This is a genomic window from Pseudomonas putida, from assembly GCF_016406145.1.
GTDB classification, from domain to species: Bacteria; Pseudomonadota; Gammaproteobacteria; order Pseudomonadales; family Pseudomonadaceae; genus Aquipseudomonas; species Aquipseudomonas putida_E.
Window position 1 is genome coordinate 2,168,897 of sequence record NZ_CP066306.1, and the last position, 14,536, is coordinate 2,183,432.

At 61.0% G+C, this 14,536-nt stretch carries 16 protein-coding genes and 2 tRNA genes; 8 read left to right on the forward strand and 10 right to left on the reverse strand.

Translation table 11 applies throughout. The features are described from left to right. Positions 1-9: 9 nt before the first annotated feature. From JET17_RS09885 to JET17_RS09895, 3 genes are all read right to left on the reverse strand, one after another. Positions 10-2,085 carry a hybrid sensor histidine kinase/response regulator gene (locus JET17_RS09885; RefSeq protein ID WP_012313835.1) on the reverse strand — a complete coding sequence of 692 codons (2,076 nt, stop codon included), beginning with the start codon at positions 2,083-2,085 and terminating at the stop codon, positions 10-12. 102 nt (positions 2,086-2,187) lie between these two features. Further along, positions 2,188-3,597 carry a GntR family transcriptional regulator MpaR gene (mapR, locus tag JET17_RS09890; protein WP_012313836.1) on the reverse strand — a complete coding sequence of 470 codons (1,410 nt, stop codon included), beginning with the start codon at positions 3,595-3,597 and terminating at the stop codon, positions 2,188-2,190. 123 nt (positions 3,598-3,720) lie between these two features. After that, on the reverse strand, positions 3,721-3,960 hold the full coding sequence (locus tag JET17_RS09895) for a DUF3203 family protein (protein WP_012313837.1): 240 nt from the start codon (positions 3,958-3,960) through the stop codon (positions 3,721-3,723). A 191-nt stretch (positions 3,961-4,151) separates the two neighbouring features. Between JET17_RS09895 and JET17_RS09900 the strand changes: the two genes are divergently transcribed. Continuing rightward, positions 4,152-4,670 (forward strand): MgtC/SapB family protein, encoded by a 519-nt coding sequence (locus JET17_RS09900; protein ID WP_012313838.1) that lies wholly within the window; start codon positions 4,152-4,154, stop codon positions 4,668-4,670. A 531-nt stretch (positions 4,671-5,201) separates the two neighbouring features. Here JET17_RS09900 and JET17_RS09905 read toward each other — a convergent pair. From JET17_RS09905 to JET17_RS09915, 3 genes are all read right to left on the reverse strand, one after another. After that, positions 5,202-6,101 carry a hydroxymethylglutaryl-CoA lyase gene (locus tag JET17_RS09905; RefSeq protein WP_012313839.1) on the reverse strand — a complete coding sequence of 300 codons (900 nt, stop codon included), beginning with the start codon at positions 6,099-6,101 and terminating at the stop codon, positions 5,202-5,204. A 20-nt stretch (positions 6,102-6,121) separates the two neighbouring features. Then, complete coding sequence (locus tag JET17_RS09910) at positions 6,122-6,520, reverse strand: MerR family transcriptional regulator (RefSeq protein WP_012313840.1); 399 nt, start codon at positions 6,518-6,520, stop codon at positions 6,122-6,124. Positions 6,521-6,630: 110 nt separating this feature from the next. After that, positions 6,631-7,509 (reverse strand): helix-turn-helix domain-containing protein, encoded by an 879-nt coding sequence (locus JET17_RS09915; protein WP_012313841.1) that lies wholly within the window; start codon positions 7,507-7,509, stop codon positions 6,631-6,633. Positions 7,510-7,639: 130 nt separating this feature from the next. Here JET17_RS09915 and pobA point away from each other — a divergent pair, with 130 nt between their 5' ends. After that, entirely contained in the window at positions 7,640-8,827 is a 1,188-nt protein-coding gene (gene pobA, locus JET17_RS09920) for a 4-hydroxybenzoate 3-monooxygenase (RefSeq protein ID WP_012313842.1), read from the forward strand. 131 nt (positions 8,828-8,958) lie between these two features. On the opposite strand, the gene JET17_RS09925 is transcribed toward pobA, so the two are convergent. Continuing rightward, positions 8,959-9,138, reverse strand: a complete 180-nt coding sequence (locus tag JET17_RS09925) for a hypothetical protein (protein WP_012313843.1) — start codon at positions 9,136-9,138, stop codon at positions 8,959-8,961. A gap of 156 nt (positions 9,139-9,294) precedes the next feature. On the opposite strand from JET17_RS09925, the gene JET17_RS09930 reads away from it, so the two are divergent. Next, entirely contained in the window at positions 9,295-10,038 is a 744-nt protein-coding gene (locus JET17_RS09930) for a peptidase C39 family protein (protein ID WP_042111926.1), read from the forward strand. A gap of 60 nt (positions 10,039-10,098) precedes the next feature. Here JET17_RS09930 and JET17_RS09935 read toward each other — a convergent pair whose 3' ends face one another. After that, on the reverse strand, positions 10,099-11,382 hold the full coding sequence (locus JET17_RS09935) for an NAD(P)/FAD-dependent oxidoreductase (RefSeq protein ID WP_012313845.1): 1,284 nt from the start codon (positions 11,380-11,382) through the stop codon (positions 10,099-10,101). A 201-nt stretch (positions 11,383-11,583) separates the two neighbouring features. Here JET17_RS09935 and JET17_RS09940 point away from each other — a divergent pair. The 4 genes from JET17_RS09940 to JET17_RS09955 all read left to right on the forward strand — a co-directional run bounded on the left by JET17_RS09940 (position 11,584) and on the right by JET17_RS09955 (position 13,227). After that, positions 11,584-11,660 (forward strand) — tRNA-Val (locus JET17_RS09940). Between the two features lie 161 nt (positions 11,661-11,821). Continuing rightward, positions 11,822-11,898: transfer RNA gene (locus JET17_RS09945), tRNA-Val, on the forward strand. 152 nt (positions 11,899-12,050) lie between these two features. Beyond that, complete coding sequence (locus JET17_RS09950) at positions 12,051-12,623, forward strand: SPOR domain-containing protein (RefSeq protein WP_042111322.1); 573 nt, start codon at positions 12,051-12,053, stop codon at positions 12,621-12,623. A gap of 178 nt (positions 12,624-12,801) precedes the next feature. Then, complete coding sequence (locus JET17_RS09955) at positions 12,802-13,227, forward strand: bifunctional (p)ppGpp synthetase/guanosine-3',5'-bis(diphosphate) 3'-pyrophosphohydrolase (protein WP_012313847.1); 426 nt, start codon at positions 12,802-12,804, stop codon at positions 13,225-13,227. Positions 13,228-13,247: 20 nt separating this feature from the next. On the opposite strand, the gene JET17_RS09960 is transcribed toward JET17_RS09955, so the two are convergent. Continuing rightward, positions 13,248-13,685, reverse strand: coding sequence for a nuclear transport factor 2 family protein (locus tag JET17_RS09960; RefSeq protein WP_012313848.1), 438 nt, complete (start codon positions 13,683-13,685; stop codon positions 13,248-13,250). Between the two features lie 126 nt (positions 13,686-13,811). On the opposite strand from JET17_RS09960, the gene dksA reads away from it, so the two are divergent. Next, positions 13,812-14,216, forward strand: coding sequence for an RNA polymerase-binding protein DksA (gene dksA / locus JET17_RS09965; protein ID WP_042111928.1), 405 nt, complete (start codon positions 13,812-13,814; stop codon positions 14,214-14,216). A gap of 52 nt (positions 14,217-14,268) precedes the next feature. On the opposite strand, the gene JET17_RS09970 is transcribed toward dksA, so the two are convergent. Then, entirely contained in the window at positions 14,269-14,511 is a 243-nt protein-coding gene (locus tag JET17_RS09970; protein ID WP_012313850.1) for a DUF1654 domain-containing protein, read from the reverse strand. Positions 14,512-14,536 lie beyond the last annotated feature (25 nt).

A 14,536-nucleotide genomic window follows, 5' to 3' on the forward strand; every position in this document is an offset into this window, starting at 1 on the left:
TGCCACCGCTCAGGGCTGCCTGGCCTCCAGCAGCTGATGCACACACTCGGCCAGCACGTCCAGCTCGAACGGCTTGCCCAGCACATGGGCGCCTTGGAGCAGTTGGCCGTCTCCCAGCGCCGCACTGTTGTCATAGCCGGTGATGAACAGCACTTTAAGGTTGGGGTACTGTTGGCGGTAACGCTCGGCCACCTGGCGACCGTTGGGGCCTTCGGGCAGGCCGATGTCGCTTAGCAGCAGGTCCGGCGGTTCGCTACGTTGCAAGTGTGCCAGGGCGGCAGCACCAGTCTCGAAGGCTTCGACCAGGTAACCCTGCTCTTGCAGTACCTCGCTGATCACCAGGCGCAGGGCTGGCTGGTCTTCCACCAGCACGATGCGCTGCCCGCCGGCACGGTGTTTATCCAGTGAGCTGGTCTTGGGAGCCTGCGCCTGCCGCGTGGGTTGTTCGTGATGGCGCGGCAGGTACAGTTCAACGCGTGTGCCCTTGCCTGGTTGAGAAAGCAGACGTGACTGCCCACCGGACTGGCGCACGAAACCGTAGGTCATCGACAGCCCGAGACCGGTGCCCCGGCCGATAGGTTTGGTGGAGAAGAAAGGATCGAAGGCGCGTGCAACCACTTCCTCGCTCATACCGCATCCGTTGTCGACAACGCTAATGCGCACGTAGTCGCCGCAGGGCAACCCCAAAGGGCGTGCCTGATCGCTGTCGAGGGCCACATTGTCGCCATGTATGCTGATGACACCCCCGCCAGGCAGCGCGTCACGTGCATTGATGCACAAGTTGAGCAGTGCGCTTTCCAATTGTGGCGGGTCGATGAAGGTTGGCCATAGTTCAGGGGCGAACCGGCTGTGCAAGGAAATGGATGGCCCGATGGTGCGGCGCACCAGCTCCTCGATGTCGCCCAGCAACACCGCCACCTCTGTGGCGCGTGGTTGCAGGGTTTGCTGGCGCGAGAATGCCAGCAGTCGTTGCACCAGCGATGAGGCGCGTTTGGCCATGCTGTTGGACAATTCGAGTAACTTTTCCAGCTCGTTATAGCGCTGTTGCTGCAGGCGCAGCTGGAGTAGTTCCTGGGTATTAAGGATGCTGCCCAGCAAATTGTTGAAGTCATGTGCGATGCCGCCGCTAAGCTGCCCGATAGCCTCCATTTTTTGCGCCTGACGCAGGGCCTGCTCTGCCTTGGCAAGGCGTTGTTGCTCCTGTACCCGTTCGCTGATGTCGTAGGCGAACAGGTAGGCGCCCACCGGCGTACCTGCAGCATCACGCAGGGCATTGAAGCGCAGTTCATAATGGCGCTGGTCTGGTTGCTGGCCGAATGCACCGATCGCGGTGAACTGCTCGCCCTGCAGTGCCCGTCGCCACAAGGGCAGGATCGCATTCCGGTCAGCGGCATTGTCACCCATCAGGGGCGGCATGAGGGCACCGACTTCCGGTGTCTGGCCATACAGGAACCGGAAGTCTTCCCTGGCCTTGCGATTGACGGCCAGCCAGTGCATGCCGTTATCGAGCACATGCACGTTGGCTGCGCTCTGGTCGATAAGCTCTGCGAACAGGCTGCGCTGTGCCAAGGCTTCGTTGACCCTTTGCTCCAGGTGCGCATTGAGCTGCTCAAGGGCCTGCTCGGTGTTGCGCCGCTCGGTAACATCCTTGAACAGAACCGCAAGCTGCCGGCGCTGCGGCGGCTCGATGCGAAAGGTACTTACTGACAATATGCGGCCGCTGGCTCGCAGTTCCTGTTCGAATTGCAGCGGGGCGCCGGTATGCAGCACTGGACCGTAACGGGCAACCCAAGCGTCGGCTTCATCAGGCAATATTTCGCGCATTTTCTGGCCGGTGACGTCAGCGATGCCGGCATGCCTGGCGTAGGCGGGGTTGACGAGCACGTGCACGTAATCACTCAGCGGGCCATGCGGGCCGTCAATGAATTCGATGATGCAAAAGCCTTCGTCCATGGTGTCGAACAGAAAGCGGTAGACATCGAGGCCCGGATGCGGCTGTTGCTGCAGTTCGGTTTCAAGCTGCGCGTTACGTTGGCGCAGGGTAGCGATTTCTTCACGCAGGGCGAGCATCTCGTTCAGAGGCATGGCGACGTCCGGCAGCAGTGCGTGGCCAAGACTTTAGCGCGACGGCTATGGATATGCCTATCCGCCACCGTGCCAGATTGCGCACGAGTAGGCAGTTTGCCGTCAGAACGAGCGGATTATGCGGCCCAGGGTGTCCATGGCCCGCTCGGCGGTGTCGCTCCAAGGGGTGCCGTAGTTCAGGCGGATGCAGTTGCCAAAGCGGCGGGTGGGCGAAAATATAGGCCCCGGAGCGATGCTGATGCCCTGGGCCAAGGCCATGTGGAACAGCTTCAGTGCATCTATCCGTTCGGGCAATTCCAGCCACAGAAAGTAGCCGCCAGAAGGCTGGCTGACTCGCGTCTGCGCGGGAAAATACCGCGAGATGGCGGCAAGCATGTTGGCCTGCTGGCCTTCCAGGGCATAGCGCAGTTTGCGCAAGTGGCGGTCATACCCGCCGTGTTCCAGGTAGTCGGCAATGGCGGCCTGGGCCGGCATCGAGGCGCACAGCGAGGTCATCAGCTTGAGCCGTTCGATCTTCTGGGCAAAGCGCCCCGCGGCCACCCAGCCGATGCGGTAACCGGGCGCCAGGCTCTTGGCGAATGAGCCGCAGTGCATGACCAGGCCTTGCGTGTCGAAGGCCTTGGCGGGCTTGGGCGCCTGTTGCGAGTAATACAGCTCGGCGTAGACATCGTCCTCGATCAGTGGCACCTGATGGCGCTGCAGCAACGCCACCAATGCCTGTTTCTTCGCCTCGGGCATACTCGCGCCCATCGGGTTCTGGAAGTTGGTCATGCACCACACGGCTTTGACCGGATGCTTCTCCAAGGTCTGGGCGAGCGCGGCCAGGTCCATGCCCTCGCGCGGCTGCACTGGAATCTCCAACGCTTTAAGCTTGAGCCGTTCCAGCACCTGCAGGCAGGCGTAGAAGGCCGGTGCTTCGACCGCCACCAGGTCACCCGGCTCGGTGACCGCCTGCAGGCACAGGTTCAGTGCTTCCAGCGCACCGTTGGTTATCAGCAACTCCTCCATGGGCAGCATCAGCCCGCCGACCATGTAGCGCAGGGCGATCTGCCGGCGCAGTTGCGGGTTGCCCGGTGACAGGTCGGTGACCACCATGCGCGGGTCCATGGCCCGGCTGGCGCTGGCCAGCGAGCGCGACAGACGCTGCAGCGGGAACAGTTCCGGGCTGGGGAATGCCGACCCGAACGGCACGGTGTTCGGGTCTTTGATCGAGTCGAGAATCGAGAACACCAAGGCGCTGACATCCACGTCAGTCGATTCGCTCAGCGGCTCCAGTGGCTGTGGCTCGCTGAACTGACGCGGTGCATGGGCAGTGACGAAATAGCCTGAACGCGGCCGTGCGCGAATCAGCCCGCGGCGTTCGAGCAGGTAGTAAGCCTGGAACACGGTCGAGGGGCTGACGCCGTGTGTCTGGCTGGCGTAGCGCACCGAAGGCACGCGCTGGCCGGGGCCGAGCACGCCGGAGCGGATCAGTTCGGCAATGTCGTCGGCGAATCGTTCATAGCGTTTCATGAGGGCTCGGCAAGCAGGGTGAACAGGCAATTCACCCACACTATGGCCCCGAAGCGGTTTTCAGTACAGGCTCAGGCCATGCACTAAAAACCGTATCAGTTGCTGGTCAGTGCCTCTGCCGCGCTAGATTACCGAGCCAGGAACGCTCGCCTTCAAATGCCTTCGGCTGTCCACCGCACCGGCGACGGTCAGCGCGTCGGCTTCGGCTTCGGTGATCGGGACACGCTGGCCTGCGAGCAGTGCCACAGACATGTGCAACTGCTCATCTGTGACGATCTCGATGTCCGGGCCATCGCCTTCGATGCGCAGGTCTTCGCCTATGAGCGTGCAGCGGCGGGTGCTTTCTTCGATTTCGACGGGCATGGGGTGGTCCTCCGGGTTGCGGTTACAGGTGTGACCGCGACCGGTAGCAGGTTGCTGCATCAAGCTGCTGCACGGCACTTTAGCGGGCGTGCACGGGTCAACCGACAAAGGCGCCCCTCCCGGCCTTTTCGCCTGCATTGCTCGTAAATGGAAGGTAGGGGCAGCACACAGCTTGCGTCTGAGAACGACCCATGGACCTCATCTGGCAAACCATTCAAGCAGAATTCGCCGACATCACCGAAGTGCGCGAAGTCACCCGTATCATCCTGCGCTTGCTGATGGCAGCCATTCTGGGTGCCATTCTGGGCTTCGAGCGTGAGCACAAAGGCAAGTCCGCTGGTGTGCGTACACATATGCTGGTGTCGATGGGCGCCGCATTATTCGTGCTGGCGCCAAGCATGGCCGGTGCCGACGAGCAGGCCTTGAGCCGGGTGATCCAGGGTATCGTCGCCGGTATCGGTTTTCTCGGTGCCGGCACCATCCTCAAAGGTAATGGCCGCGATACCAGTCACGTCAAAGGCCTGACCACGGCCGCCGGCCTGTGGATGACGGCCGCAATCGGTACCGCTGCAGGCATGGGGCGTGAGGCGACGGCGCTGATCAGCACAGTGCTTGCGCTGCTGGTGCTGGCCACGATGCCGATAGTGGTGGAGAAGGTCGAGGGGCAGGACGAGGAGAAACAGCAGGAGGAGGAGGGCAGGAAGCACTGAGGGGAGCCGAAGCTCCCCTCAAAGCGTTGTTGCCTGCTCTTTTCTTATTATTGAGGCTGGCCTTTTGTTGTTTTTGTAGGCCTGCCTTGGTGTTGCGGGTGACCCCCAACCGGGGTCAAGAGCAAACGTATTTTTTTGAGCGCTGACCTGCTTTCATCCTGAGGATCCGATGCTGACTGCCGCTACCTTAAGGTAGTTTTATTGTTCTGTGCCAGACCGCGGGGCGAACCCCTGAAAAGCGTGTCTACTCCAAAAAAATCTGCTTGCTACGCCTCTGCCGTGTTGTTCTTGTTATGTCAGAGCCGTTACATGTTGTTTTTATTGGGTGTCGCATTTTTTGTTGTTGTTGTACCAAAGATATAGCAGGCGCCGTGCCAACTTTTAAAAGCCCTTAAAAATCAATGTATTAGCCGGGATTGCATGATTCGGGTGACGTGAAATTCTGTCGAATTGTTTCCCTGTTACCCGATTTTTTGCTGACGGCTGTGGGGGCGGTAACACTCGCCCACACATTCGTGACAACCGTGTGAATCACTGTGCGCTGCGTGCCCGCGCCACACGCGAGCCGTTGGCCCGGCCCAGCACCTTGCTGATCCGCTGCCCGGCAGCGATCAAGCGGTCCAGGTCAATGCCGGTTTCAATCCCTAGCCCCTGCAGCAGGTACACCACATCCTCGGTGGCGATATTGCCCGTGGCGCCCTTGGCATAGGGGCACCCCCCAAGGCCGGCCACCGAGCTGTCGAACACACTGATGCCTTCGAGCAGGCTGGCATACACGTTGGCCAGCGCCTGGCCGTAGGTATCGTGGAAGTGCCCGGCCAGTTGCTCACGCGGCACGTGCGCCGAGACTACCTCGAACAGCCTGCGGGTATCGCCTGCGGTGCCAGTACCGATGGTGTCACCCAGGGAGACTTCGTAGCAGCCCATCTCGTGCAGCGCCTTGGCCACCGGGGCGACCTGTTCGGCACTGACCCTGCCCTCATATGGGCAGCCGAGCACGCAGGAAACGTAACCGCGTACCCGCACACCGTGGCTGCGCGCCGCCTGCATGATCGGCTCGAAACGGTTGAGGCTTTCACTGATCGAGCAATTGATGTTGCGCTGGGAAAACGCCTCGGACGCGGCAGCGAACACCGCCACTTCCTTCACCCCGGCTGCCAGGGCGTCTTCGAAGCCGCGCAGGTTGGGCGCCAGGGCGGCATAGGTAACACCCGCGCGTTGCTCGATAGCCGCGAACACGTCGGCAGAGCCGGCCATCTGCGGCACCCATTTGGGCGAAACGAAACTGCCGACTTCAATGTAGGCCAACCCGGCGTCGGTAAGGTCGTCGACCAGCCGCACCTTGTCGGCGACGCTGATGGGCTGGGCTTCGTTCTGCAGGCCGTCGCGGGGGCCGACTTCGACCAGGCGGACTTTTTCGGGCAAAGGCATGGCGGGGTTCCTGTGGCAGGTCAACGGTTGTCGTTATTGTTCAACGTTGCGGCCAGGGCCTGTTCACAACGTTCCTGGGCGGTGTCCAGCTCCAGTTGCATCTGGTGGATGTCGAGCATCTGCTGCTCAAGCTGGGCGCGGCGCTCGGTGATTTTTGCCAGCATGCTGTTGAGTTGCTTGAGGTTGCCGCTGCTGGGGTCGTAGAGCTCGATCAGTTCACGGCATTCGGCGAGCGAGAAACCGATGCGCTTGCCACGCAGTATCAGCTTCAGGCTGACCTTGTCGCGTGCCGAATAGATGCGCTCCAGGCCACGGCGCTCCGGGCTGAGCAGGCCCTGTTCCTCATAGAAACGGATGGCGCGGGTGGTGATGTCCAGCTCGCGGGACAGGTCGGAGATGCTGTAGGTCTGGGTGCTCATGCGTGGGCTCGGCGTTGAGTATGACGGTATCCTGAATGCAGGTTGACGTAAACGTCAAGCAGGGTGTTGCAGATGTGTCGCTCCTTGCCGCCCAGTACAGGCATTGCCAATCAATCAGGCTGCACTGAGCGACGATAACCATTGGGTGTTTGCCCACTCAGGCGCTTGAAGAACCGTGCAAAGTAGGTCGGATCACTGAACCCCAGGCTGTCCGACAACTGCCCGATGCTCATGCGTGTGTAGATCAGGTTTCGTTGTGCCTCCAGCAGCAGCCGCTGGTGCACCAGTTGCAGTGCGGTCTGCCCGCTCAATGCCCGGCACAGCTGGTTGAGCTGCAGGCTCGGGATTTTCAACCGCGCGGCAAAGTCCTCCACCGACAGGTGCTCACGGTAGTGCGCTTCGACCAGGCGCAGGTATTGCCCCAGCAACTGGCGGTCACGTTCGTCGCGGTTGCGTGGCGCCTGGCCCAGTTGCTGGCGACGGCTGATCCACACCATCAGCGCGGTCACCAGGGCTTCGAGCAGGGGCGCGCGTGCCGGGGCATGGCCTTGGTACTCCTGCTGCAGCGTGTCGATCAGGCTGCGCAGAGGCACACGGTCCTTGCCCAACGGGTAACAGGCAGGCTTGGCCAGCACCCCCAGCGGTGCACCCAGGCGCTGCTCAAGGTTGGCGACCAGGGCGGTGCCGAAGGTCAGCACATGCCCCTGGATATCGGCACTGAAGCGAAAACCGTGCACGGTCAGCGGTGGTACCACCTGGATTGCCGCTTCGCCAATGGCGCTGCGCACGCCCTCGATCTCTACCTGAGCCTGGCCACGTTGCACATACAGCAACTGAAAAAGCTCGGCGTGTTGGTGCGGTTTGATTTCCCAGTGGTGCAGGCGGCTACGGGCGGGGATCGACTCGCAATGCAGCAAGTCCGTACCGGGCCATGCCTGGTTTTCGCCATACAACTGAAACAGCGGGACGCCGGGGAGTGAAGATTTCATGAGGGGCTGGCCTGTCCGTTAATCGAACACTTTTTATAAAAGTGCAGATTTTGCATGGGATAGCACAGCTAATCGGCCCGTGCTGCCCGTAAAAATGCAAGTAGAAATCTAATAACACGAGAGAACAACAATGAAAACTCAGGTTGCAATCATCGGTGCAGGTCCGTCAGGCCTTCTGCTGGGTCAACTGTTGCACAAGGCCGGCATCGACACAGTCATTCTTGAACGACAGACGCCTGACTATGTACTTGGCCGCATCCGTGCCGGTGTGCTCGAGCAAGGTACCGTCGATTTGCTGCGTGAGGCAGGTGTTGCCGAGCGCATGGAGCGCGAAGGGTTGGTACACGAAGGTGTCGAGCTGCTTGTCGGTGGGCGCCGCCAACGTCTGGACCTCAAGGGCCTGACCGGAGGCAAGACGGTCATGGTCTATGGCCAGACCGAAGTGACTCGAGACCTGATGCAGGCGCGCGAAGCCAGTGGTGCGCCGATCATCTATTCAGCCAGCAATGTCCGGCCCCATGAGCTCAAGGGCGAACGGCCGTACGTAACCTATGAGAAGGACGGCCAGACCCATCGCCTGGACTGCGATTACATCGCCGGCTGCGACGGCTTCCACGGTGTTTCCCGCCAGAGCATCCCCGAAGGTGTACTCAAGCACTATGAGTGCGTTTACCCGTTCGGCTGGCTGGGGATGCTATCCGATACGCCGCCAGTGAACCACGAACTGATCTATGCCCATCACGAGCGTGGCTTTTCGCTTTGCAGTCAGCGTTCGCAGACACGCAGCCGCTACTACCTTCAAGTACCGCTGGATGAACGCGTGGAGGATTGGTCCGACGAGCGTTTCTGGACCGAACTCAAGGCGCGCTTGCCCGAAGACGTGGCAGCGCGCCTGGTCACCGGCCCGGCGCTGGAGAAAAGCATTGCTCCGTTGCGCAGCCTGGTGGTCGAACCCATGCAGTACGGGCACCTGTTCCTGGTCGGTGACGCCGCACACATCGTCCCGCCCACCGGGGCCAAAGGCCTCAATCTGGCGGCTTCAGACGTGAATTATCTGTACCGCATTCTGGTCAAGGTTTACCGCGAGGGGCGCACCGACCTGCTGCAGCAGTACTCGCCCTTGGCCCTGCGCCGCGTGTGGAAAGGCGAGCGCTTCAGCTGGTTCATGACCCAGTTGCTACATGACTTTGGTGAGCACAAGGATGCATGGGAGCAGAAGATGCAGGAGGCGGACCGCGAGTATTTCCTGTCTTCACCTGCGGGGCTTGTGAACATTGCCGAGAACTACGTGGGCTTGCCGTTCGAGGATGTGGTTTAGGGGCAGTGCATTTAGAGCTGTTGAGATCAAAAAAAAGGCCTGCAGGTTAATGCCGGTCAGTTAGCGTTATCAGGGCTGCTATGCAGCCCCATCGCCGGTTTGCCGGCGATGGGCCTCGGAAATAGCGAAGATCAATGCGCCTGCGCGTGACGGCGCACCCGATTGACCGGCTGCTGCTTGGCCGGAAGCTGCGGTGGCAGGTGGTGATGCTGTGCATGACGCCGCACGATGCGTAGTACACCCCAGAGCATGGCGGCAGCGACGCTAAGCCACATACCTACCAGCATGAGGATTGCCATGGTCAGGCTCATGTCTACCTCCTTCTCTTGGGCCAGCTTTCGGCTCGCCCTCCAGATATTGCTTTAGTCTAGCTCCCGCTGCGTGACGTTCCATCTATCGAAGGTCTAATGCTTGGTTCGTTTGGTTCCAAGCCCGCACCGGGCTATACCCACGTCGCCTGGCGTCCTATGATCGTGGCTCAAGGCCGGGCGTTGCCAGCCTGGCGCCAGAACAAGCGAGTGTCCATGGTGCAAATTTCCTCCAAGTCCCGGGTTTTCGAGCCGCGCCGCCTGATGGTGGCCTGCCTGCTGGCCGCGAGCCTCTCAGGCTGTGCCGGCACGCCGCCGGCCGCCGTCAAGGGCGTTGCGCAGCGGGTCGAGATCAGCAGCGTGCCGTTCTACCGAGGCAACGCCAACCACAGTGGGGCCATGGCGCTGGCGGCGTTGCTCTCGCAGCAGGGCGCGCCGATCACCCCAGGGCTGCTGGACAAGCCGCTGAACCTGCCGCAGGGCGCCGAGTCGCTGGGCACCGGCATCCCGCGCGTGGCTCGCGATTACGGCAGGGTCGTATACCCGCTCGACAAACAGCTGGACGCCCTGTTGACCCAGGTCGCTGCAGGCAACCCGGTGCTGGTGCGTTTTCAGGAAGGTTCGGCGTGGTGGAGCGAGCCGCGCTACGCGGTGCTGATCGGTTTTGACCGTTACAAGCAGAGGGTGCTGCTGCGTTCAGGGATGCACCGGCGGCAGATGATGGCCTTCGATGATTTCACGTCGGCGTGGGCGCAAGAGGGGAGCTGGGCAATACTGGTACAGCCGCCGCGGCAACTGCCGGCCCAGGTGGACCGGCAGCGCTGGCTGCAGGCTGCCGACGAGTTAGCCCGTGCGGGCCAGGAATTGGCGGCGAAGCAGGCCGTGGACAGCCTGGAAAGGTAAGCCACCTGCACAGGCCAGATCCCCGGCAAGCCGGCGATCAGGCCAGTGCAGGCAACATCATCAGAAGCCCAGACGGTCGCGCAAGCTGTAGTACCAGGCTCCCAGGGCGCTGAACGGTACGCGCAGCATCTGGCCACCCGGGAACGGGTAGTGCGGCAGGCCGGCGAACGCGTCGAAGCGCTCGGCCTGGCCACGCAGTGCCTCGGCCAGCACCTTGCCCGCCAGGTGGGTGTAGGTGACGCCGTGGCCCGAGCAACCCTGCGAGTAATAGATGTTGTCGCCGATCCGGCCAACCTGTGGCAGACGCGACAGTGTCAGCAGGAAGTTGCCGGTCCAGGCGTAGTCGATCTTGACGTTCTTGAGCTGCGGGAAGGCCTTGAGCATCTTCGGGCGGATGATCGCTTCGATGTTGGCCGGGTCGCGTGCACCGTAAACCACACCACCGCCGAAGATCAGGCGCTTGTCGCTGGTCAGGCGGTAGTAGTCGAGCAGGTAGTTGCAGTCCTCGACGCAGTAGTCTTGCGGCAGCAGGGTGCGGGCCAGTTCCTCGCCCAGCGGCTCGGTGGTGATCACCTGGGTACCGCATGGCATCGATTTGGCCGCCAGTTCTGGCACCAGGTTGCCCAGGTAGGCGTTGCCGGCGACGATGATGAACTTGGCGCGCACCTTGCCCTGCGGGGTGTGCACAACCGGGTTGGCGCCGCGCTCGATGCGGATGGCCGGAGTCTGCTCATAAATGATGCCGCCCAGCGACTCGACCGCGGCAGCCTCGCCCAGGGCCAGGTTCAGTGGGTGGATGTGGCCGCCGCTCATGTCCAGCATGCCGCCGATATAGCTGTCGCAGGCGACCACTTCACGGATGCGCTTCTGGTCCATCAGCTCCAGCTGATTGTGGCCGAAACGTTCCCACAGGCGTTTTTGCGATTCCAGGTGGCCCATCTGCTTGGAGGTCAGCGCAGCGAATACGCCGCCGTCCTTCAGGTCGCACTGGATATTGTACTTGGCTACGCGCTCACGGATGATGCGGCCGCCTTCGAAGGCCATGTGGCCCAGCAGCTGCGCCTGCTTGGGGCCAACGGTGCGCTCGATGACGTCGATGTCACGGCTGTAGCTGTTGACGATCTGGCCGCCGTTACGGCCCGATGCGCCGAAGCCGACCTTGGCCGCTTCGACGATGCTCACCTTGAAGCCGTTTTCCAGCAGGAACAGGGCGCTGGACAGGCCGGTGTAGCCTGCACCGATGATGCACACATCGGTTTCCACCTCACCCTGCAGCGCCGGACGTGGCGGCACCGGGTTGGCCGAGGCGGCGTAGTAGGACTGGGGGTAGGGGGTATTGGCCATGCTCGAGAAACCTCGTGTTTTATATTTTTAACGAATGTACCGATGCTATCAATAATAATAAACACCCGCTAGTCGTCCGTTGAAAATCCTTTACTGCTTCTTGGTCGGAGCTTCTCTATAAAGAGTTTAAGATTCAGTAGGTTAGCTCAAAAAAAAGTGTTGACAGCGGTTTTGGAATGCGTAGAATGCGCACCACACGACAGGCACATAGCTCAGTTGGTTAGAGCACCACCTTGACATGGTGGGGGTCGTTGGTTCGAGTCCAATTGTGCCTACCAAATCTCAGGAAGGGCGATCCGAAAGGGTCGCCTTTTTTGTTGGTGCGCCTCTTTAAAAGGCCGGGCGCTACAGATGTGGCAGGCTTCTGAAAGTTTTTGATTTTTTTGAAAAAAACGCTTTACAGGTGCGCATTCGGTGACTAATATGCGCACCACACGACAGGCACATAGCTCAGTTGGTTAGAGCACCACCTTGACATGGTGGGGGTCGTTGGTTCGAGTCCAATTGTGCCTACCAAATATCAGAAAGGGCGATCCGAAAGGATCGCCCTTTTTGCATTGTGCGCGTCCGACGGGCGTCCGGTGTGTAGCAAGGTGTAACGTATGGTCGCGGTCCGGGCCATGGGCCGCCATGCTAGAATCCGCCGCTTCGAAACGGGAGGTACACGCGTGCGCAAACTGGCAGTGGTAATGGCAGTGCTGGCCCTGGTGGGCTGTGAGAACGAGGTCGAAGGTGTGCACAAACAGGTGGCCGAGCACCTGCCCAACCCTAAGACCGCCAAGTTCGGCAACGTGCGGATCGACACCAAGGGCACCATTTGCGGCCAGGTGCGTGGCAAGGACGACGCCGGGCAGTACGAAGCTTACCGCAGCTACGTTGCTATCAAGGGTGACGGTGGCCAGTACGACATTATCGTCGACGACAACGGCAACAACCTGCGTATCCGCGAAATCTGCGGGGGCGCCGAGTTGCAGCGCCGCGCCGAGGCCCTGGCCGACCAGCCTGCCCCCCAAGGCTGGGATGTCGAGGTGATCCAGGGCGCCAACATGGGCGCATTGAGCGACATGACCGCCCGCCTGATCGAGAAGGGCATCCCGTCCTCGGTCGAATACCGCAATGGCAAGCCGGTGGTGCTGCTTGGGCCGTTCCCCACCAAGGAGGAGGCCGAGGCACGCAAGGCAGAGGTCATGGCCAAGCTGGGCACGGATTCGGTTGTCATTCAGCACGGAGCGCAGCGCTGATAACAGCGCACAGTGCACTTTGTAGTATGGCTTCTGTGGGAGCCATGCACTGAGGTGCCTGCATAGAGGCGAGCCGCCTTTTCCCACTGGCTGTGAAAGCCCCGGAACAGACGCCTGTCATCTGTAACCCGACCGGGCTATGCTTGCTCTGGGAGACTGCTGAAACGGGGAGGGCCTCATGTCTACACTGGAACGGGCCATCGTGGTAGCCACCAAAGCACATGAAGGGCAATACGACAAAGGCGGTGCAGCGTACATCCTGCACCCCCTGCGGGTGATGATGCAGGTGTCCACGCCCGAACAGCGCATCGTCGCCGTGCTTCACGATGTGATCGAAGACACGCCGCTGACACTTTCCGACCTTGCCCGCGAGGGCTTCACGCTCAAGATCCTCGCCGCCTTGCTTGCCTTGAGTCGGCGTGATGGCGAAAGCTACGAGGATTTCGTCGTGCGCCTGGGCTGCGACCCACTGGCGCGTACCGTCAAAATGGCCGACCTGGCCGACAATAGCGACCTTTCACGCATCGCCTGCCCAGGCCCTGCCGACCTGGCGCGGCTGGCCCGTTATCGACAGGCCAGCGCTTACCTGCAGGCACTGGTCTAGGCCTCGAGCTGAACTCGGGCTCAAGCTTCGATGGACGAGTGATGGCCAGTGATCAGCCACTGTTCATCGATGTTCTCGAATGTGAACAGAAAGCGCGCTGGTACCACGCGCTGAGCATCGCCTTCGCGCAAGGCAAAGGTGTACAAGCCACCGATGACCACGGTGCCGAGCTTGCGGCTGACGCGTTTTTTGAAAACCTCGATGTCACACACCAGGCCATCGTTGGCCAGAAAATTCTCGAAGTAATTACGGCGGCTGTCGTTGCAATCGCGCACCTGGTTGGACAGGGTGGGCACCAAGATGGCGTCCGAGGCGTAAAGCGCCAGAATCTTATCGACGTCACGGGTGGCCACAGTGGCCGCCCAGTGATAGAGCGCCGCTTTGGCCCCAGCCAGGCAGGCCATCTCGATGTCGGCATAGGGGGCTGTGCTGGCGGGCGAGGTAGTTGCTGGGCTCATGGATGCTTACCTGTGGGTTCGAAATTGGAAATGGCGTAGGTATGCTATCGTAAATTGTCATGTGTTATAACATAACAATTTAATCGAAGGCCCTACGCTATGTTTCGCAAGTTCGAACAGGTGCTCATGACCGAACAAGAACTGCTGTCTCTGCCCGATGAAACCTACATGGATGCTGCGCAGCAGGCGTTCTTCCGCGCGCTTTTGCTGTCACAGCGCAAGGAGCTACAGGATCGGATCTCGGGCGAGTTCGAGGCGATGCGGCAGTTCGAACCCAGCAGCGACCCTTCGGACCTCGGCACCGTTGAAGAGCAGCGGCAGTGGCAGTTGCGCCTGTTGGAGCGTGAAAAGAAGCTGCTGGACAAGATTGACGAAGCGCTGGAGCGCCTGTCGCGGGGGGAATATGGCTGGTGCAAGGAGACTGGCGAGCCCATCGGCTTGCGGCGGCTGCTATTACGGCCCACAGCCACGTTGAGCATCGAAGCCAAGGAGCGGCAAGAGCGGCGCGAGCGGCATATACGAGAAGGCTGAAGCTTGCCTGCACTTTTCTGTCGCCTGGCGCTCTGCCGCGGACTTTGCGCAGTCAATCGTCCTTCGGCACCGTCCAGAAAATCTGCACACCGCCATCGTCGCGGTGGGCGAGGGTGACGTTGTCGTTCTCGGCGATCTCCTCGAGCAGGGTTTCCCAGTCGTCGGGCGACTCCTGCTCCAGGCGGAAGATCAGGGCGGCGCGGCTACGTTGAGCGGTGGGGCTGTTGATGATTTTCTGGATACGCGTACCCAGTAGTTCATAACTGCTCGGCGTTGCGGGGGCGGTACTGGCCACGGGGCTTTTCCTTGTTTTGCTGTAT